This window comes from Streptomyces sp. NPDC058955, from assembly GCF_042741435.1.
GTDB lineage: Bacteria > Actinomycetota > Actinomycetes > Streptomycetales > Streptomycetaceae > Streptomyces.
Genome location: NZ_JBHYKM010000011.1, coordinates 24,034 through 48,491 on the forward strand (window position 1 = coordinate 24,034; position 24,458 = coordinate 48,491).

General features: G+C 69.1%; 15 protein-coding genes and 5 pseudogenes. 13 read left to right on the forward strand and 7 right to left on the reverse strand.

Annotated features, from left to right (window positions below):
• Nucleotides 1-423: DEAD/DEAH box helicase (locus tag ACFW1I_RS07375; RefSeq protein WP_384666955.1), on the reverse strand; the 423-nt coding region annotated here is incomplete at its 3' end.
• Between the two features lie 133 nt (nucleotides 424-556).
• Between ACFW1I_RS07375 and ACFW1I_RS07380 the strand changes: the two are divergent.
• Nucleotides 557-994, forward strand: a pseudogene (locus ACFW1I_RS07380) (AraC family ligand binding domain-containing protein); the annotation flags it as partial.
• Nucleotides 995-1,562: 568 nt separating this feature from the next.
• Here the strand turns inward: ACFW1I_RS07380 and ACFW1I_RS07385 are convergent.
• Complete coding sequence (locus tag ACFW1I_RS07385) at nucleotides 1,563-1,817, reverse strand: helix-turn-helix domain-containing protein (protein ID WP_384666958.1); 255 nt, start codon at nucleotides 1,815-1,817, stop codon at nucleotides 1,563-1,565.
• Nucleotides 1,818-2,037: 220 nt separating this feature from the next.
• Between ACFW1I_RS07385 and ACFW1I_RS07390 the strand changes: the two genes are divergently transcribed.
• The 9 genes and pseudogenes from ACFW1I_RS07390 to istB all read left to right on the forward strand — a co-directional run bounded on the left by ACFW1I_RS07390 (nucleotide 2,038) and on the right by istB (nucleotide 15,227).
• Nucleotides 2,038-3,750, forward strand: coding sequence for a TniQ family protein (locus ACFW1I_RS07390; protein ID WP_384666960.1), 1,713 nt, complete (start codon nucleotides 2,038-2,040; stop codon nucleotides 3,748-3,750).
• A complete protein-coding gene (locus ACFW1I_RS07395; RefSeq protein ID WP_384666962.1) occupies nucleotides 3,747-4,523 on the forward strand; it encodes a TnsA-like heteromeric transposase endonuclease subunit in 777 nt (258 codons plus the stop codon). The genes ACFW1I_RS07390 and ACFW1I_RS07395 overlap by 4 nt, the downstream gene beginning before the upstream one ends.
• Entirely contained in the window at nucleotides 4,520-6,664 is a 2,145-nt protein-coding gene (locus tag ACFW1I_RS07400) for a transposase (protein ID WP_384666965.1), read from the forward strand. The genes ACFW1I_RS07395 and ACFW1I_RS07400 overlap by 4 nt, the downstream gene beginning before the upstream one ends.
• Before the next feature lie 2 nt (nucleotides 6,665-6,666).
• On the forward strand, nucleotides 6,667-7,755 hold the full coding sequence (locus ACFW1I_RS07405; protein WP_384666968.1) for a TniB family NTP-binding protein: 1,089 nt from the start codon (nucleotides 6,667-6,669) through the stop codon (nucleotides 7,753-7,755).
• Between the two features lie 631 nt (nucleotides 7,756-8,386).
• Nucleotides 8,387-10,010: pseudogene (locus tag ACFW1I_RS07410) on the forward strand (penicillin-binding transpeptidase domain-containing protein).
• A gap of 390 nt (nucleotides 10,011-10,400) precedes the next feature.
• The gene (locus ACFW1I_RS07415; protein WP_384666971.1) at nucleotides 10,401-10,928 is read left to right on the forward strand and encodes a transposase; all 528 of its coding nucleotides are present in this window, start codon (nucleotides 10,401-10,403) and stop codon (nucleotides 10,926-10,928) included.
• 48 nt (nucleotides 10,929-10,976) lie between these two features.
• A pseudogene (locus ACFW1I_RS07420) lies at nucleotides 10,977-12,914 on the forward strand (DUF4158 domain-containing protein); the annotation flags it as partial.
• 127 nt (nucleotides 12,915-13,041) lie between these two features.
• Nucleotides 13,042-14,460, forward strand: coding sequence for an IS21 family transposase (gene istA / locus ACFW1I_RS07425; protein ID WP_384666974.1), 1,419 nt, complete (start codon nucleotides 13,042-13,044; stop codon nucleotides 14,458-14,460).
• Nucleotides 14,457-15,227, forward strand: a pseudogene (gene istB, locus ACFW1I_RS07430) (IS21-like element helper ATPase IstB). The gene istA and the pseudogene istB overlap by 4 nt, the downstream one beginning before the upstream one ends.
• Nucleotides 15,228-15,866: 639 nt before the next feature.
• Here the strand turns inward: istB and ACFW1I_RS07435 are convergent.
• The 4 genes from ACFW1I_RS07435 to ACFW1I_RS07450 all read right to left on the reverse strand — a co-directional run bounded on the left by ACFW1I_RS07435 (nucleotide 15,867) and on the right by ACFW1I_RS07450 (nucleotide 20,323).
• A complete protein-coding gene (locus ACFW1I_RS07435) occupies nucleotides 15,867-16,607 on the reverse strand; it encodes a hypothetical protein (protein ID WP_384666977.1) in 741 nt (246 codons plus the stop codon).
• A 9-nt stretch (nucleotides 16,608-16,616) separates the two neighbouring features.
• Complete coding sequence (locus ACFW1I_RS07440; protein WP_384666979.1) at nucleotides 16,617-17,324, reverse strand: tyrosine-type recombinase/integrase; 708 nt, start codon at nucleotides 17,322-17,324, stop codon at nucleotides 16,617-16,619.
• Between the two features lie 129 nt (nucleotides 17,325-17,453).
• On the reverse strand, nucleotides 17,454-19,082 hold the full coding sequence (locus tag ACFW1I_RS07445) for a hypothetical protein (protein ID WP_384666982.1): 1,629 nt from the start codon (nucleotides 19,080-19,082) through the stop codon (nucleotides 17,454-17,456).
• Entirely contained in the window at nucleotides 19,079-20,323 is a 1,245-nt protein-coding gene (locus ACFW1I_RS07450; protein WP_384666984.1) for a tyrosine-type recombinase/integrase, read from the reverse strand. Before ACFW1I_RS07450 ends, ACFW1I_RS07445 begins: the two co-directional genes overlap by 4 nt.
• A 110-nt stretch (nucleotides 20,324-20,433) precedes the next feature.
• Here ACFW1I_RS07450 and ACFW1I_RS07455 point away from each other — a divergent pair.
• The 3 genes and pseudogenes from ACFW1I_RS07455 to ACFW1I_RS07465 all read left to right on the forward strand — a co-directional run.
• A pseudogene (locus tag ACFW1I_RS07455) lies at nucleotides 20,434-21,450 on the forward strand (transposase); the annotation flags it as partial.
• 116 nt (nucleotides 21,451-21,566) lie between these two features.
• The gene (locus ACFW1I_RS07460) at nucleotides 21,567-22,193 is read left to right on the forward strand and encodes a hypothetical protein (protein ID WP_384666986.1); all 627 of its coding nucleotides are present in this window, start codon (nucleotides 21,567-21,569) and stop codon (nucleotides 22,191-22,193) included.
• Between the two features lie 122 nt (nucleotides 22,194-22,315).
• Nucleotides 22,316-23,278, forward strand: coding sequence for a sigma-70 family RNA polymerase sigma factor (locus ACFW1I_RS07465; protein ID WP_384666990.1), 963 nt, complete (start codon nucleotides 22,316-22,318; stop codon nucleotides 23,276-23,278).
• Between the two features lie 42 nt (nucleotides 23,279-23,320).
• On the opposite strand, the gene ACFW1I_RS07470 is transcribed toward ACFW1I_RS07465, so the two are convergent.
• On the reverse strand, nucleotides 23,321-24,295 hold the full coding sequence (locus tag ACFW1I_RS07470) for a tyrosine-type recombinase/integrase (RefSeq protein ID WP_384666993.1): 975 nt from the start codon (nucleotides 24,293-24,295) through the stop codon (nucleotides 23,321-23,323).
• Between the last annotated feature and the right edge of the window lie 163 nt (nucleotides 24,296-24,458).

The window sequence follows — 24,458 nt, forward strand, 5'->3', positions numbered from 1 at the left end:
CACGCGGCCCGGGCGCCGGGAGCCCCGGCCGCGGCCCCCGGCGCCGGGGTTGCCCCCGCCGCGTACCCCCCCCCGCACCACGGGCCCGCCCCCCCCCCCCCCCCCGGACTCCTGACGGATGCCGGTCAGCGGCGAGCGGAGGTTCCGCTCCACGTCGACCGCGAGCGCCTTCAGCGGGGAGACGTAGAGCACCCGGCAGCGCTTCTTCGGCTCGGCGGGCGCGGACGAGGACGCCAGCCGGTCCAGGGAGGCGAGGAAGGCGGCCAGCGTCTTGCCCGAGCCGGTCGGTGCCACGACCAGCACGTCGGAGCCCGCGCCGATGGCCCGCCAGGCGCCCTCCTGGGCGGCGGTGGGCGCGGTGAACGCCCCGGTGAACCACCCTCGGGTGGCCGGGGAGAAGTCTTCGAGCGCGGACGTGACCATGCCCCCCATCGTGCACCCCGCCACCGACAACCGCCGTGGCCTGTGGAAAACCCGGCCCGCCCCGGGGACGGCCTCACCCCGGCGAGTGGAGGCCCGCTCGTCGCCCGGACCGGGGCGGACGCAGAATGGAGGCATGGCGAGGGGCGAGCGGGCACGGTACTGGCAGTACGCCGAGCTGCCGGGAGTGGACCTGCTGCACGCCCACTACATCGAGAAGACCTTCTCCCGGCACACCCACGAGACCTTCGTCTACGCGGCGATCACCGAGGGCGTCGAGGCGTTCCACTACAAGAACGACCTCGTCCACGCCGGGCCCGGGCAGATCGCCCTGGTGAACCCCGACACCCCGCACACCGGTCACGCGGGCATCCCCGAGGGCTGGACCTACCGCACCATCTACCCGGACGCGGAGCTCATCCGGTCCATCGCCGCCGACGTCATCGCCGTCCGCGGCCCGGTCGGCTTCACCCAGCCCGTCGTCGACGACCCGTACGCCGCCCAGCTCGTCATCGGCGTGCACCGGGCCGCCGAGGAGGGCAACGCGCTGGCCGCCGACAGCCTGCTGCGCCTGGTCACTGTCGGGCCTCGCTCGGCGCTTCAGCATCTCCGTCAAAACTTCAGCGGGTTGTTCAGCGTCTCGCCTATGGCTTCAGCGGCTGCCGAGTGGGGCGCCAGCTGATCTTGGTGGTGGAAGTCGCGTGTGGGCGTGTCTGGTACGACTTGGCGGCGATCGGGCGATCGGGCGATCGGGCGTTCGAGGGGGCCGGGGGGCGTAGCGCTTCGTGCGGGGCTTATACGTCATTCACTTCGGTGCATGTGTGACGAGTTCGGCGTGCGCGAGATCGGCGAACAGTGCTGTGGCTTCGCGGCGGTCTTCCTCTGCGGGACCGGTCTGCCAGGCTGATCGTGCCAACGATTGGCCGAGGGTGGGCAGCGCCCTCGGCGCGGGGGCCGTAGAACCTGGTGAGTTCGTCGGCCGCGCCGAACGTATCGACTGCTGCTGCGGTGAATGGCAGGTGCCGCGTTGGCGAAACACTTCCGGCTGCGGGGCCGTAGTGCCGGTAGGCCGGTACGGGGACGCGAACACGGGCTGGGCAAAGGTCCGTAGGGCGGTCGAGGAGCGTTGCCCAGGTGTGGGGCTACTCGCCGGCCGACCGGCTGAGGTTGTCGGGGAGCAATTCGTGTACGGAGACGCCGAGGCCGTCCGCGATGGCGTACAGGCGGTCCACGGAAACGCTGTGCCGAGCGCTTTCCACTTCTGCGTAGAAGGAGCGGTCCAGCCCAGCCGCTCTGGCCGCAGCCGTCTGAGTCAGCCCCGCCCGCTCTCGCACCTCGCGTACGCGGCGGCCGAAGGCGACGCGGCGCTCGGCGGCGAGGTTGCTGGTAGTCGGCACAGGAAGAAGGTAATGCATCGATGTGTAGGATATGTCCTACACATCGGCCGGAAGGGCCGTTGAGCTGCATGTTTGGTGGGGGTGGAGTGTGTCCGCGGCCGAGTCTCAGTCGCTTCCGGTGCCGGCGGGGAGATCCGTGGTGGTCGACAGTGGCGTTTCGGGTGTCGACGGCGGCAGGGGCATGAGCTTGCCTGGCGCGGGGCCGCGGAGGATGGCCTTGGTGCTGCTTCCGGAAGAGGGTGAGTCGCTTGGTTCGTGGGTGGACCGGGTGGCCGCTGACCACATGGTTCCGCCAGGTGTGATCGGCCGGTTGCTCGGTCTGCAGGCTCGGCCCTATCTGAGGGCCAAGTTCCACCCGGTCTTCTACGGCATCGTTCCCACCCCGATGACGCTGGCCCACATCGGGCAGGCGACCGGTATCAGTGCTAACCGGATCGCGGCCATGCATCTGTCGCGGTACTCCGGGACGGCTCTGGACCTGAGTGGCATCGATATGACGGACGAGCGGACAGTGAGTGTCATCGCTCGTCACGGGTGGGCCATGCTCTCCGCCTCCCGTGCCTGCCCGCCGTGTCTGGCGGAAAGCGGCGGGGTGTGGCAACTGGCCTGGCGGCTGGGCGCAGTCGCCGTCTGCCCGGTTCACCGGGTGCGCCTGGTGGAAGTCTGCCCGCGGTGCGGCATTCGGCTGCGCCAGGGGCTGAGGCGTGGGCCACGTTACCTGTCCACGCGTTCCCGGACCGACCCGGTCCGGTGTGACAACTCCAATGCGGGCACCCGCTGTCCGCAGGACGTTCGCGATCTTCCCGCGGAGCCCGTCGCGCCGGAGCTTGCCGCCTGGCAGAGCCGCATCCTTCACGTCGCGGAAGGGGGCGCCGCGCACATCGGCGGTGAGACGGTCGGGGGATGGGAGTGGTTCACCGCCCTGTCCTCGCTGGCCGCGGTCATCCGCTTCGCCGCGCCGGTGTGTCCGGCCGTGGACACGTTGCCTGTGCCGGAGACCGCTCGCCGGGAGCTGGCGACCGCCACGGTCAATCGTTCGGCGGGCGGCTTCGCTTCGAGGCTTCGGACCATGCCCCCAACCGTCGATCTGACCCTGGCCGTACTAGCGGCTGCGGCGCCGGTCTTGTCCGCTGCCGACCCCGATGCGCTGAGGTCAGCCCTGGACCCCTGGGTGAAGGCCGCCGTGGCCCGTCGCCGTGAGGTCGACCACAACCCCCTGCGGGGCTTGCCGCTGCCGGGACCGCTGGCTCAGGCATACGACCAGGCGATCGGGCCGATGTCCAGGGTTGCGGGGGTGACCCGTACGACCGCACCTCGCCTCGCACTGCCCTTCCACCGGATTCCGCAACTGCTGGACGCGGAGGACTACGCCAGCCTCATCGCCCCGCATCTGCCGGGTGCCGCACGGGCAAGCGGCCGCCGTCTGGCCTCGATGGCCGTGGCACGTCTGGCCGGAGCCGACACCTGGGCGGCAGCAGCCCGCGTGCTGGAGATGCCCGCGGGCCGGGCGGCCCGCGCCTCGGACGTGGTGGTGCGCTGTATCGGCGACGCTCACGCCTTCTGGCAGGCGGTTGCCGAGGCCGGAAGGCGGCTGGAGAGCCGTGAGCCGGCCGATTACGCTCGCCGCCGCCGAATCCTGGCCGACCTGGACGAGATCCCGCACGCGGTGCTGTACGCCGTCTGCTGGCCACGAGGCCACCCCGTCACCACCCGGCTCCGTCGCAACGCGGCGATCTGGCTGTGGACCCACCTCACCGGCGGTCACGCCCGTGAGGCCCCCGCGTACAGGGCTGATGAGCGGGCCAGTAGGGCTTCCATGGTGGACAGCTGGCGCCTCTTCCGTCGCAACGTCCGCCCGTTCCTCACCGATGCCTTGATCGCGTACGGCAACGACCTCCTTGCCCAGCACCCCGACTCAGGACGCTACCTGTGAGCCCCGTGCCCAGAAGCACGCGCACCTTGCGTCGTATCCCGACGCGGACCGCGCGGCCACGGCTGACCATCACCAGCCTCGACCCCGAGACTGAGCTGCCGGTCACCCGCACCCTGGCTTCCGCGGCTGAGGTCGCTTTCGAGAGCTGCCCGCCGATCCGCCGCATCCCTCACTACATCGGGCAGAAGCACACGCCGGGCTGGTTCTGGTCGGCTACCACGGGCACGCTGCTGGGCTACGAGAGCTACCTGGAGTCGCAGTGGCTGACGCTGTACGACTTCGACCCCACCATCACCGGGATCTCCACCCAGTCCCTGATCCTCGACGGCGTCGGTGTGGGGGAGGTGTGGGAGCACACCCCGGATATCTTCTGCCGCCGCAGCGACGGCACCGCGCTGCTGGTGGACGTCAAGAATCCCCGGCTTCTTGACGACCCTGATGTCCTTCTGCAAGCCGAGCGCACCCGCGTGGTGTGTGTCGAACTCGGCTGGGACTACCGCCTGGTCGGCTCCGTCGATGCCCAGCGCTTCGCGAACATCTCTTGGCTCGCCGGCTATCGCCGCCCCCTGCACGCAGGGGCTGATCTCGCCAACCGGCTGATCGCCCTCGCCCGCCGTCCGGTCGCCATCGAGTTCCTGCTCAGCTTCATGGACGAACCCGAGCTGGCCTTCCCCGTGCTGTGCCACCTGCTGTGGCACCACCGTCTGATCTGCGACCTCGATACGCCCCTGCGGGGCTCCACCACCGTGACCGCCGTGAAGGATCCTTCATGACCACCGCCCCTCGGCCTGCTGCCACCCGTCTCAAACTGGGCGACTGGATTCAGTGGGAGGACGAACGCCACCAAGTCATCGGCTTCCTCGACACCGCCGTACGCCTGCGCTCCCAGGGCGGCTCCTTCCAGGTCATCGTGACCGCCGAACTGTTGGCCGACACCACGTTCCACACGGCGGACGCTGCCGATGCCCCTGATGTCCCCGCGCGGGACAACGAGCTGACCCTCAGCCCCGGCGCTCTGCTGGACGGCCTGCCGGACACGGAGATCGAGCGCGTCACCGAGCTGGAGGCCCATCTGCTGGAAGCCACCACCGGCTACCGCTCCCTGGCCGCCCAGGCAGAGGGCACCGCCGCCCCGCGCCCCGAGTACGAACCCGATCTCCCGCTGCGGCAACGCATCGCGGCCAAGGCCACCGAGATAGGTATGACCGACCGGCGACTGTGGGATGTCCTCGGCGCCTGGCGCGCCGAAGGACTGTGGGCCCTGGTCGACAAACGCAAGTACAAGCCGTCCAACCCGCTCGCCGGCGTCGACGCCAGGATCATCGAAGCGATCCTCGACCAGCACACTGCCGAGATCGACGACTCCACCGGCAGCCTCGACCGCTTCCACCGCCGCGTCCAGAACCGCCTGGACACCAAGCACGGCGCGGGCGCAGTGCAACTGCCCTCGCGGGCCACGTTCCACCGCTACACCCAGCTGCTGCTCAAGGGCCGGCACACCTTCGGCGCCTCCACCACCCGCCGCGCCACCGCCCAGCAGCCCGACCGGCTCTTCGAACACCTGGTGGCCCACCGTCCCGGCGAGATCGTCCTGATGGACTCCACCCCGCTCGACGTACGCGCCTGGGACCCGGCCACCGACACCACCCACGGCGTCGAACTCACCGTCGCCCTCGACCTGGCCACCCGCTCGCTGCTGTCCTGGCGCATCACGCCCGAGTCCACCAACGCCCTCGACGTCGGCCTGCTGCTCATCGACGCCATGACCCCGGAGCCGATGCGGCCCGGCTGGGCCGACCGGCTCCGCTACGACATGGCCCGCATCCCGCTGCCCCGCAAACTCGACTACCACCAGCGGCTCGCCGACGGAGCCGCCCGCCCCGTCGTCTTCCCCGAAACGCTGATCATCGACCACGGCAAGCAGTTCGACTCCGACGTCGTGCACCGCGCCTGCACCCGCCTCGGAATCAACCTGCAGCTGGGCCGCAAGGGCAAGCCGACCGACAAACCCCACGTCGAGGCCGTATTTGGCACGATCAACGAGCAGTTCAGCAAGCACGTCGCCGGCTACAAGGGCAACAACGTCGTCCGCCGCGGCAAGAACGTCGAACAAGCCGCCCGCTGGTCGATCCCCGACCTGGAAGACTTCTTCGCCGAATACGTCGTCTCCGTCTACCAACGCCGCCACCACGACGGCCTGGTCATGCCCGGCTTCCCCGACCTGCGGCTGTCCCCGAACGAGGCGTACGCGCTCTGCGTCGCGCGCAGCGGCTACGTCGCCTGTCCCACCGACCCCGCGCTCTACTACGAACTGCTGCCCATCCAGTGGCGCACGATCCAGCCCTACGGCATCGAATACCAGTACCTCACCTACGACGCGGACATCCTCTACCGCTACCGCAAGGCCACCTCCCCCTACCCGGGCGGCAAGTGGCCCATCCGCGTCGACCCCCGCAACGTCCTCCACGCCTACTTTCAAGACCCCGCCGACGGCGCCTGGCACGTGCTGCGCTGGACCCACGCCGCCGATGACCAGGTGCCGTTCACCGACATCACCCTGCGCGAGGCCGTCCGCCTGGTCACCCTCCGCGGCGGCAACCCGGACAACCAGGACGAGGTCGCGGCCACCCTGCGCGAACTGCAGAACCGCACCGACGCCCCCGAGTCCTGGACCACCGCCGACCGCCGCAGGCGAGCCCGGGACGCCGAACGCGCCCGCACCGTCGCCCGCGACCAGCACCGCGCCGCCCAGAACGCCCAGGAGAACTCCCGCCCCGCGGCCATCCCACCGCTCAAAGCCGTCCCCGCCCCCGACGAGGACAGCGACAGCGAGCCCGGCAGCCGCCGGTTCGACCTCGGCGACCTCACACCCCTTCCGGTCTGGTCACCCGGCAACGACACGCAGGAAGGCTGACCGTGATCCACCCCGGATTCTCCGAACCGCGCACCAAAGAGGAGTGGCGGGCCTACCTCGCCGCCCTCGCGCACATGCCAGGCCGCCCCGAACTACCCGCCTGGAGCGCGTACCAGGCGATGAGCGAAGCAGAGCGGGCCGCCTTCAACGAGGCCAGAGACGACTACCACTCGGCCTTCGTCATCCTGCGCACCCCACCGATGGACCGCATCCACCAGCAGATCACCAAGAAACTCAAACTCAACAAGGACGCCCCGGCCGGAGCCCGACCCGGCATCGTCATCGACGGCCCGCCCACCGTCGGCAAATCCACCCTCGTCAAGACCTTCGCGGCCGACTTCGAGACGGGACTGCGCCGAAAGTACCCCGATCGCTTCGGCCGGGCCGGCGACGACTACGTCCCGGTCGTCTACATCAGCGTCCCGGCCGGAGCCACCCCCAAGATGCTCTCCGCAGCCATCGCCCAGTACATGAACCTTGAACTGCCCCGCGGCGCGACCAGCACCGACATCACCGGACTGGTCCTCGCGGCGCTACGCAGGTGCGGCACGCAGCTCGTCATTATCGACGACATCCACTTCCTCGACGTCTCCGTCAAGGACGGCCGCCCGGCCAACGACCACCTCAAGCACCTCGCCAACTTCTGCGCCGCCACCTTCGTCTATACCGGCGTCGAAGTCCTCAACTCCGGCCTGTTCCTCGAAGGCGGACACAAGGAACGCGCCACACAGACCGCCGGACGCTTCACCCACTTCGAACTGCGCCGCTTCGGCATCGACACCCTCGCCGCCGCCCGCGAATGGGCAACCGTCGTCAAGTCCATGGAGGAGGCTCTCGGCCTGTTGAGACACCAGCCCGGCTCACTCGACTGGGAATACCTCCACGACCGCACGGGCGGCAGCATCAACAGCCTCTCCATCCTCATCAGAGAGGCAGCCCTCGACGCGGTGGCCACCGGCAGCGAGCGCATCACCAAGAAGATCATGAACGAGATCGTGCTGCCCCGCGCCAGCGAAGAGTCCTACCGCAACAAGCGAAGGCGCCGCCGGAACCCGCCCGCAGACTCGGCAGGGGAGGCCGAAGCCAGCTGACCGCCGAGGCCGTTCTCCGAAACTGCGACGAGGGGCTGAGCCCCGGCCGGATCAGGTGTCCCGGCAAAACAAGGATTGCAGCAAGGAGGGCGGGCCTCGTACGGGTCAGGTGCCATAGGGCGGGACACGAGGGGCGGCCCAGTCCGGCGATGCCGCGCTCGACGGCGGTCCTCGCCACGATCGCACCCGCATCAGCAGCGACGGGGTCGACCGGAGCAGGTCCCGCTCCGCTGCGAGTGCCACCACAGCGATGACCGGACGCTTGCCCGTGCTGGGAAGCCGCCTGGTAGTAGTCCTGGCGTTCGGGAGGATACTCAGCTTGAGCTTCCAGCTCGCTGCGTGTGCTTCTCGTGATATTTCGGTTGTAAGTGGGACGGCAAGACCATCAGGGGTTCCGAGCACATCGATTGGCCTGGATCGGTCGCTTGCTCAGGGTTCTGTAGAGCCATGAGAGGTGCCGCGTCGCTTCGTCACGAAGCTGGAGTAAGTGAAGCGTCAGTCGTCTTGGAGGCTGCGCCGATCAGTTCCAGCCGATTCGCATCCATTCCGGGTCCGCTATCTCTCGAGAGCGCTGCGTGGAGCAAAGCCGGGCTAATCTCCGGGGGTTGGACGGGGAGAGAGGCGTGCGGAGATGCGTAGTGGAGCCAAACTGACGATTGTCGGCGGGGTGTTCCTCGTCGTTGCGAGCGGCGTGGGGTACGGGGGGTACAACCTCTGGAACGGAGTGACTGGGGGTTCTCCGTCAAAGAACGAGGTCGAGCAACGGCGGACGGGACCGGTCACCTCCGAGGAGGTGACCGGAACGGCGAAGGAGTTCCTGGCGGCGTGGGCGAGCGGCGAGCCGGAACGAGCCGCGCAGTTGACCAACAACCCAGTGGAGGCCGGCCCCGCACTGCTCGCCTACCGGGATGGCGCCAAGATCGCGAAGGCCGACATCGTGCCAGGCAGACCTGAAGGGATCACGGTGCCGTTCACGGTCCGTGCCACCGTCTCGTATGGAGGGCACACCAAGGCATGGTCGTATGCCTCGAAGCTGACTGTGGTGCACGGACTGACCACGGGGCGACCACTGGTGGACTGGAAGCCAACCGTGGTACACCCGAAGCTGAGTAAGGGGGCGACCCTGCGGACCGGCGATGCGAAGGCAGCCGCGCTTGCTGTTGTGGGCCGTGGCGGTGTCGAGTTGACGCAGGAGAAGTACCCTTCGCTCGGGCCGATCCTGGATGAGCTGCGCAAACGGTACGGCACGCGAGTCGGAGGAGAACCCGGGATCGAGACCTGGATCGACTCCGGCTCGGAAGGGGGGGGCGGACACAACGCTGCTGACACTCAGCGAGGGCGTGAAAGGTCGCCTGGAGACGACCATCGACCCGGCTGTGCAGTCGGCAGCAGAGCAGGCGGTCAAGAGGTACAGGAGCGCCGCGGTTGTCGCGATACAACCATCGACGGGGGCGATACGGGCAGTCGCCAACAGCCCTGCCAGCGGTAATAACACCGCCTTCCTCGGCCGCCTCGCCCCCGGCTCCACCCTCAAGATCGTGACTGCCGCGCTGCTCCTGGAGAAGGGCCTGGTTACGGCAGACGGCCCGGCCGAATGCCCGAAGACCGCCATGTACTACGGGCGTACGTTCAAGAATCTCGACGACTTCGAACTCGGCACTGTCCCATTCAAGAAGAGTTTCGCCCGCTCTTGCAACACCGCCTTCATCAAGAAGATCGACGATGCCCATGACGATGCAGCCCTCGGCAAGGAAGCCCGTGAGGTGTTCGGCATAGACAAGGAATGGAAGACTGGTATCGCTTCCTTCGACGGGAGGATCCCAACAGAGGCCGGCGGCGAAGCAGCCGCGCAGTACATCGGCCAAGGCACAGTTCAGATGAACCCGCTCACTGTGGCCTCGATCACCGCCACCGCTAAAGCTGGCGCGTTCAAGCAGCCGTATCTCGTTTCCCCGGGCCTCGACGATCGCGCCGTTGCCACTGCTGATCGTCCCCTGAACAAGGCGGTGGCCCGACAGCTGCGCGACATGATGCGAGACACCGCAACGAGCGGAACGGCTGCGAAAGCGATGGCCTCGGTCGGCGGCGACAAGGGGGCGAAGACCGGTTCTGCCGAGGTTGACGGACAGCCTGACCCCAACAGCTGGTTCGCGGGTTTCTCCGATGACCTTGCGGCCTCCGCTGTAGTGCTGTCGGGCGGACACGGTGGCGACGCAGCCGGACCCATTGTGGCGCAGGTGTTGCGTGCGGGGTAAAGTCCCAGGAACCATTCTATTGTCCCATCCTCAAGAAACGTGCAGGTCAAAACTCGGCTCACTGAGTGACTCTGTCGGGGATCTTGGAGTTTTCGGGACGAGGGCTGTTGGCGCTTGGAACACTTCGGACGGTCCTGCATAGTTCCGTCCACCTGAGGTGATCAGTGTCCGTTCGTCCCCGGTCCGGTGCGGTAGTTCCCGAGCTCACAGCCCAGATGGCGCGGGCCAGTAAGCCAGCGGCACCACGGCGATGTGGGTACGTGATCACCTCGATGGTCTCTGGGACGACAGGGACTTCGCTTCCTGGTACCCGCGCGATGGCCGCCCCGGACTCTCACCGGCCCAGATGGCCACGGTCTGTGCCCTGCAGTGTGGACGTTCACGTATTCCGTGACCGTCGACATGCAGTTCCTGCTCAACCTTTCCGACCGGCAGGCGGCCGAGGCCGTGCGGTGCCGCATCGACTTCAAGTACGCACTCGCCCTGGAACTGGACGACCCGGGATTCCACCACAGCGTGCTGACGGACTTCCGTGATCGCCTGTGCGAGGACGACAACGCGGACCAGCTGCTCTCCCTGTTGCTGACACGGATGCGGGAAGCCAACATGGTCGCCGAACGAGGGAGACAGCGCACCGACTCCACCCAAGTCCTGGCCACCGCGCGGGACCTCACCCGACTGGAGCTGTTCCTCGAAGCGGTGCGCGCGGCCTTGGAAGAAGACGCCCAGCGGGCACCGGACATCCTCGACGGCCTGGTGGATGCCGAGTGGGTCACCCGCTACGGGCGTCCAGTCCGACTCCCCAGCCAGCCGAGTCACTGCCGCGTCAACCTGTCACCGGGGTCTGAGGAACATCCGTGTCAGATCGTGCGCTACGGGTTCTCCGGGCTGGTTGGGGCTTTGACCTTGGGTGATTGAGCGTCGGAGCCTTCGAGGGTCGTTGTTGTCGATCTTCGGAGAACTGTTGTGGCGGTCGAGTTCCTGACGGACGAGCAGGCGGCCCGGTATGGGTCGTTTCACGAGGTGCCCTCGCGGGCGGAGCTGGAGCGGTATTTCTTCCTGGACGATGCGGACCGGGAGGCGGTGCAGGCCAAGCGCCGGGCTCACAACCGGCTCGGGTTCGCGGTCCAGCTCACGAGCGTGCGGTTCCTGGGCCGGTTCATGCCGGACCCGCGGCAGGTGCCGGCGGAGGTGGCCGAGTACCTGGCCGAGCAGTTGGAGATCGCGGACGTCTCGTGCCTGAAGCTGTACGGCGAGCGGGACGGTACGGCCCGTACACATGCCGGGGAGATCCAGGAGTCCGGAGGCTGGCGGGACTTCGCCGAGGTCCGAGACGAGCTGGTGGTCTGGCTGGACGCACGGGCTTGGACGACCGGGGACGGGCCGAAGGCGTTGTTCGACGCGGCGGCGGGCTGGCTGCGCGAGGGCCGGGTGCTGCTGCCGGGAGCGAGTCGCCTGGCACGGCTGGTGGGCACGGTGCGGGAAGCGGCGAACCAGCGGCTGTGGGACATGCTGTACGGGCTGCTGAGCGTCGGTCAGCGGGCGGTGCTGGACTCGCTGCTGACCGTGCCGCCCGGCGAGCGGGGCTCGGAGCTGGACCGGCTGCGACGCGGTCCGGTACGGGTGTCGGGCCCGCAGATGAAGTGGTCGCTCCAGCGGGCGGAAGAGATCGCCGCCCTCGGCATGGGAGACCTGGACACGTCGGCGATCCCGCCCCGGCGGCTGGCGGAGCTGTCCCGGTACGGCGTGGACGGCAAGGCATCGCTGCTGCGCCGCCACGGCGATTCCCGTCGGCTGGCGACGCTGCTGGCTACGACGGTCTACCTGACGACCCGGGCCGTCGACGACGCGCTCGACCTCCTGGAGGTGCTGATCGCGACGAAGCTGTTGGCCAAGGCCGAGCGCGAGACCGTCAAGGAGAAGATGAAGACGCTACCGCGCGTGGAACGGGCCTCAGCGAAGCTGGCGACCGCGTTCCAGGTCGTTTTCGACACCACGAGCGAGCTGGTCGACACCGACACCGGGGAGGTCACCGGCCCGGCAGTGGAGTCGTTCGAGGCGATGTGGGAGCGGATCGAGGCGGTGGTGCCCCGGCACGAGCTGGCCGCCGCGATCGCCGCGCTGTTCGAGCTGACCCCGCCGCTGGACTCCGATGCGGACGAGGCGTGGCGGTCCATGCTGGTGAGCCGGTTCGGCACCGTCCGGCCGTTCCTCAAGCTCCTGGTCGAGGTCGTCGACTTCGGTGCCGCTCCCGAGGGCGAGGCCGTGCTGGACGCGCTCAAGTCCCTGCCGGACCTCATGGGTCGCAAGAAGGTCGGCCCGGCCGAGATCGACACCGGCCTGCTGGTCGGCTCGTGGCGGCGCCTGGTGCTCTCGGCACCCCACCTGGAGCCGGGCACGGTGGACTGGAAGGCGTACACCTTCTGCGTCCTGGAGCAGCTGCACCGGATGCTTCGAAGCAAGCAGGTGTTCGCGAAGAACTCCTCCAAGTGGGGCGACCCGCGGGCGAAGCTGCTGGCCGGTGAGGCGTGGGAGCAGGCGAGGCCGACCGTGCTGGCCTCGCTCGGACTGCCCGGGGAGGCGGGCGAGCACCTGGCGGCGCGGGCGGCGCTGCTGGACGGCACGTACCGGGAGGTCGCCGGGCGCCTGCCGGACAACGCGCAGATCGTCTTCGACGACGACGGCCGGCTGCACTTCGCCGCGCTGGAGCCGGAGCCCGAACCGGCCTCCTTGCTCGATCTGCGGGCCGCGGTGAACGCGATGCTGCCTCGTGTGGACCTGCCCGAGGTGCTGCTGGAGGTCTTCTCCTGGACCGGCGCCGACCAGGCGTTCACCTCGGTCACCGGCGGCGAGGCCAGGCTGAGGGACCTGCACGTCACGATCGCCGCGCTGCTCGTCGCCCACGTGTCGGCGTACACGTGAACGTCCCCACCCGCGTACGGATGAAAAGGGACAGTTGTTGATGCGGTGAGACCTGCTGTCCCGGCACTCTGCTGCGTGGTCGGTGAGAGGCGGCGGAAGGCGGTCGACGGTGGTCCTGGATCCGCATCGTTGGTTGGAACTGCGGCGTTTCCGCAGTCTGTTGGATTCCGGGGCGATCAGCCTGTCGGAGGTGGCCCGGGAGACCGGGCTGGACCGGAAGACGGTTCGTAAATATCTGTCGGCACCGGGGCCGGCGACCCCGCCGCGCCGGTCGCCGAACGGGCGGTCGAAGGCGAGGGTGATCGACGCGTTCGCGCCGTTGGTCGACTCGATGCTGCGGGCCGAGATCCTGATGAAGGCCGCGGTGATCCACGAGCGGTTCACCCAGGAGTACGGGTTCACCGGCAACTACCAGCGCGTCAAGCTCTACGTTCAGGAAGCCCGCCCGAGGGTCGCCGAGGAACTCGGCATCACGCCGAAGGATCTCGCCGGCATGCACCGCCGGTTCGAGGTGATCCCCGGCGCCCAGGCCCAGGTGGACTGGGGTGACGAGGGAATGATCCTCGCCCACATGGGCATCGGGAAGGTCTACTCCTTCCACATGACACTGTCGTACTCGCGCGACCCGTTCTGCTGCTTCACCACCAGCCAGGACCTCCAGACGTTCTTCGACTGCCACCGCCGGGCCTTCGCCCACTTCGGCGGGGTGCCGATGACGATCGTCTACGACAGGACCAAGACCGTCGTCCGACGCCACGTCGCCCCAGGCGAAGCTGTCCCGCTGCACCCGGAGGCGGTCGGGTTCGCCGGCCACTACGACTTCGACATCGACGTGCTGGCCGCCTACCGTCCCACCGGCAAGGGACGCGTCGAACGGCAAGTCCTCATCGTCCGCGACCATGTCCTGTCCGGCCGGTCCTTCTCCTCGGTCGAGGAGATGGACGCCGCCTTCGCCACCTGGGTCCCGCAGCGACGGGCTCAGGCCCACAGGACGCACCAGCAGATCATCGGAGAGCGGGCGGCCCGTGATCACGTGGCTCTCAAGCCCTTGCCGCCGACCCCGTATCTGGTGGCCGAACGACACCTGCGGCCGGTCGGCAAGGACTGCCTGGTCGCCTTCGGCGGCAACCTCTACTCGGTGCCCGCCCGCAGGGTCCGCCCCCGGCATCTGGTGGAGATCCGGGCCACGAAGTCGCAGATCATGCTGCATTCCACCGTCGCGGATGCCAGCGGCGAGACGCTGCTGGCCACCCACCCGCGGGCGATCGGCCGCGGGGTCCGCGTCGTCGAAGAGGCTCACTGGGACGGCCTGCCCACGGGCAAGGGACGCCGAACCACCACCGGCGATGTTCTGCCACAGCCACGTCGTGAGCGTCCTCGGGGCGAGGAGACAGGGCCGTTGCAGGCTCTGCTGAACCAGGCCGCGGCCACCCATATCGAGGTCGGCCGCCGTCCGCTGTCGGTCTATGACGAGCTGACCGGAACCCGCCCCTTCACCATCCACCCGAGCACGAGGGAAACGTCTTGAGCGAGCTGGTCTCCACCCGCATCCGCAACACGGCCGGCAAGCTCGGCCTGCCCCACCTGGCGGAAACCATCAGGGAATACACCCGGCGGGCCGACGAAGGGAAGATGGGCTACCTCGACTTCCTCGACCTGGTCCTGTCCGAGGAACTGGCCGTCCGCGACGACCGCCGCTTCCGCCAGGGACTGCGGCTGTCCCGGCTGCCGCACCACAAGACGCTCGACGAGTACGACTTCTCCTTCCAGCCCGACCTCGACCCGCGCAAGGTCAAGGACCTCGCCACCCTCTCGTTCGTCGAGGGCAAGGCGAACGCCGCTCTGCTCGGGCCGCCCGGGGTCGGCTAGACGCACATCGCCGTCGCCCTGGCGGTCGCGGCCTGCCGGGCCGGCTACTCGATCTACTTCACCAGCCTCGACGACATGGTCCGCAACCTCAAAGCCGCCGAGGCCGCAGGCCGTCTGACGAACAAGCTCGGCACCTACCTTCGGCCCGGCGTCCTCGTCGTCGACGAGGTCGGCTACCAGCCCCTCGAACGAGCCGAGGCGAACCTGGTCTTCCAGGTCATCTCCAAGCGCTACGAGAAGGGCTCGATCATCCTGACCTCGAACAAGACCTTCAGCGAATGGGGCCAGGTCTTCGGCGACGAGGTCCTCGCCACCGCCATCCTCGACCGGCTCCTCCACCACTGCGAAGTGATCTCCATCAACGGCCCCAGCTACCGGCTGAAGAACCGCCTCAAGGCCATCGAGCGAGAGACGGAAGTGGCATAAGAGTCTCACGAGGCACTTGGCGCGGTCTGCCTCTTCCCTCGACGGCCGGATCTCAACGCGAAATAGGACGTCACCGCCGTCGCAACGAGAGGCAGGAGCGGATACAGAACTGCCGTCCCCCAGGACGTGAAGCTCTTGTCCACCACCTCAAAGGTTCCCCACGGCGTTCTGGCCGCGGGTACTACGTCCCCTTGCTTGCCGTCATAGCGCACCGTCACGGTGTTCATGCTCACGTCGCCCACAAGCCGACCCGAGCACTCGACGTGGCTTCCACTTCGACTGCTTTCGAGCCGGCACTGCGAAAGACGAACCTGGACTTCGTTCCCAGCCAGTCCCAGCCGCACGAGCCCGAGAGCCCCGGCCCACACCGTTACCCCCAGAAACAGCACAGCAAGCACGCTCCAGGCCGCGGCTGCTATGCCCCACCCCTTAGTTGTCATGGAGCCAGCATGGCGCACCAGGATCAGAAACAACTGGGGACGTTCGTCCGTACGCAGCTGGGGAGAGAAGTCCGTACGCCGACACCACGGCTGCAACGTTGGCTACACCCCCGTGATCGGCGGGGCGGACGCGCTGAAGTACGGGCGGCTCTCCCACGTCGACCAGAGCTACCTGCGGCTCGCGACCTACTTCTCTGAACTAAGCGGGACGGTCTCCTTCGGGCAGCACGAAGTCCAGCGCGGGGGAAGCGGGCGCGGGCCAGAAGTCGTCAGGGCACCAGGCCGACCGAAACGGCTGCTCCCATCCAGTCGCCATGTCGGGGGTGACCAGGCCGAGGATCTTGCCCGGGTGTCGGAGTCGGTAGTAATGCTTGAAGACCCTTCCGACTGTGTTGAGTGCTTGGTCCAGGTCCGTCCAGGCCAGGGTGATCTTCTCGTCGGTGATCTCCCGATGGGCGACGATCTTGTTGGTGTAGTAGCGGGTGGCCCGTGCTGCTGCGTGGAGAGCCTCGATGTGGATCTCGATTGGATCTTGGTCCAGGCAGCCCGTGTCCGGGGTGAGGGCGAACATGTCGAAGCCGCGTATCTGAATCGTTTTGTATTCGGCTGCGATCTCCGGGTCAGCGAGGATGCTTGCCTCGTAGCGGGCCCGGTTGGCCATGTGCGGAACCTCCGTGAGCCGACGGAGACAGCGGGCGAGACTCGACGTCCTGCTGTCGGTGTCGCACTCGCGGCGGATCCCCGTGCACTGGGTGGTCACGTAGTTCCTTATGAACCAGTTCGTGACGATGGTGTTGAGCTGCAGGTTCGGACCACCCACCACCCACATGTCCTGGATCGAGTTCCAGACGTGGCGGTTGTGAAAGAGCGTCTTGATGTCTCGTTCCGCAGCGTCAAAGTTGGCGCACCACTTCTGCCACCGGATGTCATCTTTCCTCATGTGCAGAGGCTAGGTGGAGAGTCCGCTGACACGCCCGGCAACCTTTGGGAAGGATGGCAACCCGAGATCGACTGCAGTGGATCTTCGGTCCTGCTCGGCGTCGAGCTGGGCGAGCTTGTCCTCGGCGGCGGCGAGGCTGACGCTGAGCCCGTCGACTTCGCCGAGCCAGCCTTCGCGTTCGGCTTCGGCGATGCGCGCGATGAGGTTGACCCGGATCTCGTCGAGGCGGGGCCGCTCGTGCGGGTCGACGCGGAGCATCGCGCACCGGACGCAGGCGTGCTCGTGGACGCACTCGCTGCCGAATGACCGGCCGCAGGTGCCGAGGGAGAGCTTGCGGCGTTCGAAGTGGCCCAGGAACGCCTCCCACTCCTCACTGGTGGGGACGCGGTATTCCTCGCCGGGACGCAGGCTGCGGCGCCGGGCGATGAACGCCTGGTGGGCGGCGATGGCTGCGCTGGGATAGACCGCGTTGTAGTGCATCGTGGTGTTGATGTCGTCGTGGCCGGCGATGACCTGCGCGATGTGCGGAGGCAGGCCGTTCATGATCGCGTCGGTGATGAACATCCTGCGGAAGTCGTGGGGCTGGTAGTCCAGCAGCTCGCCGGCGGCGTCGGTCAGCTGGGCGGCCTCGATCACCTCGTTGAGCGCCTTGCGGATCGTGTTGACAGACAGGACGTGGTCCTCGCCGTTGACCCGCCACTGGAACAGCAGCGGCATGGGTGGGTTCCAGACCCTCTCGGCCGCGTCATAGCTGACCACCAGGGGGACGACCCCGCCCGCGCCCCGGATCCGGCAGACGATCGCGCTCAGGACGTCAGCGAGCTCGGGGGTGACCAGCAGGACGCGTTACTCGTCGGTCTTCGACGGCGCGATCTGCAGCAGCGGGACGACCTCGCCGGTCGTGGGCAGCCGGTATTGCAGGATGCTGTGGTGGCTGAGCTCCAGCATCTCCTCGATCCGGATGCCGGTGTGCCGCAGCACTTCGATCGTGGCCCAGGCCCAGAAGGCTCGGTTCTCCGCGGCTTTGAGGTCGGTCCGTCGGCCGCCGGGCTGGAGGTAGGCGGTGGTGGTGCGGTGCGGGTCGGCAGCCCAGTTCGAGGTGCGAGCCTTGCGGTAGATCTCGCCGAGCACGGTGAACTCGGCTCCGGCCGGGGCGGCTTCGACGGCTCCGAGGCGGGCCCGGGCGTCCTTGAGGTGCTGGTCGGCGGCGCGGACGAGGGCCGGGAGGTGCGGGAGCCTCTCGCGGGTGCGCTGGTGTGACCAGGACTTCTGCCGCTTCTGGCGCTTCTTGCTGGAGACCGGAGGGAAGGGGCAGCGGACGGCGTGCTGTCCCCACCGGGCCGGTTCCTCCAGCGCCCACTGGGCCAGGTCGAGGTAGAAGGCCCTCACCGACATCATGAGGGTCGGCGCGTCCTTCCTGGGGACGCTGGCCTCGGTGACCGTTCCGTTGGTCTGGCGGCGGCGGACGGTCCTGGTGGCCAGGCGCGTCTTCCAAGCCTCGGCGACCTCGGGCGCCAGGGCGAGGGAGTCGATCCCGGGGTGGTGTCGCTCCAGGTCGGCCCAGAAGTTGGATGCGAGGACCCGGGACAGCCCCTGGAGCGAGTTGTAGTCCATCGAGGGTTGGCGCTCGGTCAGGTAGTCGACGATGATGTCGCGGACCGGGCGGCAGCGCAGCTGGTAGTGGTCGACCAGGTCGCCGATGCTGACCTGTCCGGTGAAGGTCTCCAGTCGGCTGAGCGAGGCCGGGGCGTCGGGCGGGAACTGCCCGGCCGCTCGCAGCCAGGCGTAGGCCAGCATCGTGGCGTGGTTCCAGTGCTTGCTGGCGGCCGACCGGATCTCCATAAGGTCACCGGCGGTGCAGTCCTGGACGGTGCCGCCCTTGGTGGCCAGCACCGCGCAGATGACCACCCGGGCGGTGCCGCCCGAGCGGGAAGTCCACTGGTCGGGCGGGACGGCGGCTTCGAGCCGGGCGAAGCCGTCCCGGTCGCGGCCGGCGGACATCGAGAGCATGAAGTGCCGGGAGCGGCGGACCGTGAGCCAGGCCGGGTGCATGCGGATCACGTCCGCGCAGATCAGTGCGAGCATTCCGGCCTTCAGCTCGGGCTCGCGGACGGGCCGCAGGCCGCGGGCGTCAGCCCACAGGATCACCTCTTCGCACCAGGTCTGCGGCTCCGCGGGGCCGGGGCTGGCTTTCCAGCGGGACTGCCAGCTGTTGCCCGGGAAGCCCTGGAGCCACTCCAGCAGGCGGCGGGCCCCGCGGAGCCGTGCGGCGAGGGCGCTCTGGGACGCGGGCCGCAGCGGCGGCCGGGCCAGCCGGTCCAGGACCTCCTCCGGCCCGGCGGAGGTGGCCGGCCAGACGTCGGGGACCGGTCGCGGCGGGAACTTCTCGCGCAGCGCATCCGCAGCGTTGCCCGTGAGGAGGCTGGTGGGCGGTGCCGGGCGCGGAACAGCCGGCGCGGTGATGGACGGGGTCATGCGGGTGGGCCTCCGAACAGGGTGTTCAGCGAGTCCGGGTTGTAGCCGGGGGCGAGCGGAGCGGGCTGGGGTTCCGCGCGGCGCCGTGCCTGGCGTGCGTGGTGGGCGAGCGCGCTCTCGATCACCTCATCGGCGCTGGGGGTGGTGTAGATCTGCGTGGTCGTCAACCGGGCGTGAGCGAGGACCCACTGCACGTGGGTCAGCGGCATCTTGGGGTCCTCGGCCATCCGGAAAGCAGCCGTGTGCCGCAGGTCATGGAGGGTCCAGTTGGAGCCCAGCAGCTGGTTGGCTCGGTTGAACATCTGTCGGGCGGCCGGGTAGTTCAGCGGGCGCCAGGGGCGCCGCAGCGTCCACCACAGCGGCTCGTCGCGGCCGTGCGGCGCCCCCTTGGCCCAGATCTCGTGCTGGTAGATCCGCAGCCAGACGAATGAGTCGGTGGAGGCCGGCAGCAGCTGAACATCGCTGGTGCCCTTGCGCGTCACCGAGATCAGCTGTTGCCCCGGCAGGGCGTCACGCTCCACCGAGTCGAGCAGTTCGTCCGCCCGGGCGCCGGTGGAGACCCAGGACGCCAGCAGGGCCCGGTCGCGGTTCGAGCGAAGGCCAGCGAAGATCTCGTTGAACTTGTCGTCCGGGATCCGCTTCGGGATCCGCTTGGGGACCTTGGGGCGGTAGCGGCCGGTGCGGGTGGGCGCGAAGGCGTCCATCGGGTTGTGGTGCTCGTGAACTCGGCTGCCCCGGCGTGAGCGGTCCAGGGGGAACGGGTTGACCAGCACGGTGTCCGTGCCGCGGTCGAGGTGGAAGCCGTAGAAGCCGCGCAGGACCGTCTCGCTGTGCGCGCGGGTGCTGGCCGCGTACTTCCGCCCGGGTGTCGGCTTGCCGGTCACAGGATTCGGTGTGCCCGGCGCCGACCGCGGTGCGGGCAGCCGCTCGGGTTCCCGACCCGCCTGCCGGTGGCGCCAATGCACCCGCACCGGCTTGTCGGCCAGCTGCATCCACCGGGCGAAGTCCCTTCCCTCCTCTCGGCTCGCGCGGTCCCAGGCGATGCCCAGAGCCCACAGGAACCGCCACCACCGCAGCAGGTCCATCCCGTACGACCGCAGCGTCGAAGCGGGGTTCCCAGACGCCTGAAGCTCGGCGAAGTACACCTCCACCGCCCACACGGCCGCACCGCCGGCGTCGAGCAGCCGGTACGGCTCCCACACATCACCGGTGTCGACCAAGCCCCCGACTTCGGGCAGCACGAGCCCCCTCATATCCCTGCCGGGACCCTCCGCGTCCATCATGCCCGGAAGCTAGCAGACAAGCCCCTGACCTGCGAAAACACCGCTTCTAGTTCAGTCAACATGTCCGGGCCGCGAACGCGACCCTGATCGAGCACCAGGCGTCCATCGGCCTCGCGAGCGCGTGGGGCGGCGGGCTCGTGGCCTCTGTGGACGGAATGCGGTTCGTCGTCCCGGTGCCGAGCGTGTACGCACGGCCGAACCCGAAGTACTTCGGCCGCCGGGGCGGCGCCACCTGGCTCAACATGATCAACGACCAAGCCGCCGGGCTCGGCGGGAAGGTCGTGGCTGGCACACCGCGCGACTCCCTGTATGTGCTGGACGTCCTCTACGACCGCGACGGCGGCCGCCGTCCGGAGATGATCGTCACCGACACCGCCTCGTACAGCGACATCGTCTTCGGCCTGCTCACGCTCGCCGGGTTCGCGTACGCCCCGCAGCTCGCCGACCTGCCGGACCAGAAGATGTGGCGCATCGACCGCACGGCCGACTACGGCGCCTTCCAGGACGCGGCCCGCGGCCGGGTCGACCTCGCCCGGATCAAGCGGCACTGGGAGGACATCCTGCGGATCATCGGCTCCATCCACACCGGCGCCGTCCGCGCCTACGACGTGATCCGGATGCTCTCCCGCGACGGGCGCCCGACCCCGCTCGGCGACGCGATCGCGCACTACGGGCGGATCGCGAAGACCCTGCACATCCTGCGCCTGGCCGACGAGCCCGGCTACCGGCGACAGATCAAGGTGCAGGCCAACCTCCAGGAAGGCCGGCACGCGCTCGCCCGGAAGATCTTCCACGGCCGCGCGGGGCAGCTCTACCAGCGCTACCAGGACGGCATGGAGGACCAGATCGGCGCCCTCGGCCTCGTCCTCAACGCCCTGGTCCTCTTCAACCCCCGCTACATGGACGCCGCCGTCACCCAGCTCCGCGCCGACGGCTTCGAGGTCCGCGACGAGGACGTCGCGCGCCTCTCCCCGTTCGTCCGGCACCACGTCAACATGCTCGGCCGGTACTCCTTCCAGCTCCCCGACCTGCCCGGCGGTCTGCGGCCCCTGCGGGACAAGAACGCTGCCGCCGACGACGAGTAGGCGCCGGCGCGGCGCGATCGGGCGGAAAGTCGGACCGGGCCGTGCGCGGTCCTGGATCGTTGATCCGTGCAGACGGCGCCCGCCCGTGGACGCCGGTAGGGATGAGGGAGACGGAGATGACCGGAGCAGTCGCCCCGGAGGTACGGGCCGCACAGCGGCGGATCGTCAGCACCATCAACGCGTCCGGCAAGCTGAACGGGGACGGGCTGGCCATGTGGCGGGAGGTCAACTGCGGCGAGTGGAAGGCCACCGCCGCCGACATCGGCCGCGACCTGGACCTGCTCCAGGTCCCGCACGCGATCGTCACCGCCTTCCGCTTCCCGCTCGCCTCCTCCTACAGCAAGGCGATGCGCGAAGGGGAAGAGGTCCGCGTCCTGCGCAAGGACCTGCCCCATCTGTTCCCCTGGATGCCGTCGCTGGAGCAGACCGTGGCCGACATCCCCGAGGACGCCCCGGGCTGGGACTTCACGCTGTTCCAGCCCCGGGCCGAGGGGATGGCCATCGCCAAGCTGGCCTTGGCGGCGGAGTGGCCCGCCTGGTCGAAGAAGCAGGCTCGTGCCGCGCGGCTGGTCTGCGCGGAGTGCGACTACGACCTGCGCGAGTTCTCCGACGAGTCCCGGCTGCCCTACGACGTCCGGCTTCCCGAGCAGCCCAAGAAGCGGTGGCTGGTGTGCGGACAGTGCTGCAACGACGGCGTGGACGAGATGGAGCGTCTGGCCGCGGTCGCCCGCGCGTCCTCGTGACCGGTGCCACCACGGGGCTGAGGGCGTGAGCCAGGTCACCGCTTCGGCTACGTATCCGGCGTGAAGGCTGTCCCGTCGTACCGGTGTGTACAGCCATTCACCCTGCAAGGAGCCGTGAAGCGATGCCTCAGCCCTCTCTGTCCCCCGACCCCGGCCAGCTGCCGCAGCCCCTGCTGGCGGCGGCGCAGGCCGCGCGCCGCGAGTTCCTGGTCGCACTGGAGCCGCTGCGCGGCGAGTTGTTCCGCTACTGCCGGCGCCTGACCGGCAGTGTGTGGGACGCCGAGGACCTGGCCCAGGAGGCACTCGCCCGGGCGTTCACACGGGCGGCACAGACCCACCAGCCGGTCGAGCGCCCGATGGCCTGGCTGGTGCGGATCGCGACCAACGCCTACCTCGACCAGGTGCGCCGCCCGGCCCCGCTCCTCGTGGAGCCGGCAGAGCAGGCCGCCACTCCCGCCGCCGACCCCGCCGAGGTCCGCGACGCGCTCGCGGAGATGACCACCCTGCTGGCGCCGCAAGAGCGTGCCGCCGTCGTCCTCAAGGACGTGTTCGACCTGCCCCTGAAGGAGATCGCCGCCATGCTGAGCACCACCGAGGGGGCGGTCAAGGCCGCACTGCACCGCGGCCGCGGGCGCCTGGCCGATCCGCAGCGAGCGGCCGCGCTCGACCGCCGTACGGCTCCCGACCGCGAGACCCTCGACGCCCTCGCCACGGCGTTCACCGCGTACGACCTGGACGGGCTGACCAAGCTCTTCGTCGAGGACGCGGTCAGCGACGTCATCGGCGTCGCCCACGAAGTCGGACGGACCCAGATCGCCGCCGGCTCGCTGCACCACACCCTGGTTCTGGAGTCCTCCGTCCGGTGGCGTGCCGAAGTCCGGGAGCTCGACGGCGACCCGCTGGTCCTGATGTGGGCCACCCCGGCCGACGGCAGCGGCCCCGAGGCGGTCGAGGACGTCCTGCGCGCCGAGACGGCCGACGACGGGATCACCCGCCTGCGCTGGTACTACTTCTGCCCCGACGTCCTCACCGAGGTCGGCGACCGCCTGGACGTGCCCGTCCGAACCCACGGCCACACCGTGTAGCGCCGGCAGGCGAGCCGTCGCCCCGGCCGACCGCCTACGCGCTCAGCTGCGGCTGTCGCCTGGGGCGAGCAGGCTGGTGAGCTCGGCGATCGCGTCCGGTGACGGTTTGAAGTAGCGCCGGACGTTCTCCGGCTTCTTGTGCCTCGACTTCGCCATCAGCATCAGCAGGGAGGCGCCCTGCTCGCCAAGGTGGGTCAGGGAGGAGTGGCGGTACTCGTGCAGATCCCAGCCCGTTCCGGGTCCACGTACGGCCGTGTGCTCATCCAGCAGGGCGCGGGCCTGCCCGTACGACAGCCGGGCGAACCCGGTGTCCGGGCAGACGTCGCGCGGGCTGACGACCTTCCCGGGCCCCGGGCGGCGGTGGGTGACGAACACCGGCCCGCGAGTGCGTCCCTTCAGAAGCCGGGGCAGAAGCCGGGCGGTACCGGCGTCCCAATACACGGTCTCCAGCACGTAGTCCTCGCGGACCTGCCCCCGGCGGCGGGCCTTGGTCCGGGCTCCCTTCGCCTTGACCGGGCAGCGGCGCCCGGCGAAGTCCAGGTCCTCGATGTTCACGCCGAGGATCTCCTCCGCCCGGCCCAAGGTCTCGTAGAGCATCCGCCACAGGGTCTTCTCCCTCAGGTGGACCTCGCGCCGGGCGATCAGCCGGTCGACGGCCATCTTCGAGCGGGCCGGGGTCTCGGAGTCCGGCACAGCCATTCGCTTCGCCCAGGCCGGGACCGTCGGGCCCTCGTAACCGCGCTCGGAGCACCAGCTCGTCCAGGACAGCACGGCGCCGCGGCGGGCGTTCCAGGTGTTCACCGCCGAGCGGCCCCACAGCACTTCCAGCGCCTCGCCGATCTCGGCGTCCTCCACCGAGGCGAGCGGCCGGCCCTCGCCGAGGCGCTCGGCGGTCTTCTCAACGGCGATGCCGTAATTCCGGACGGTATTCGGGTTGCCGAGCGAGTCGAGGAACAGGTCGGCCGCCGTCCGGACGGTCACCCCCTTCCCGGTCGGCAGCTGGACGAGCGTGGGCACCGTTTTCCCCTTGCCGCAGATAACAGGGCCGCTTCGTGCCTCCGCCGGAGAACGTCACCGCAGGTGACGGATCAAGCTACCGCAGATATTGGGGTGTTATCTGGGGTACGACTTCAGACCGGCCCCGTTGCCGATGGCCCGCGGGCCGCCCACCAGCGCCGAC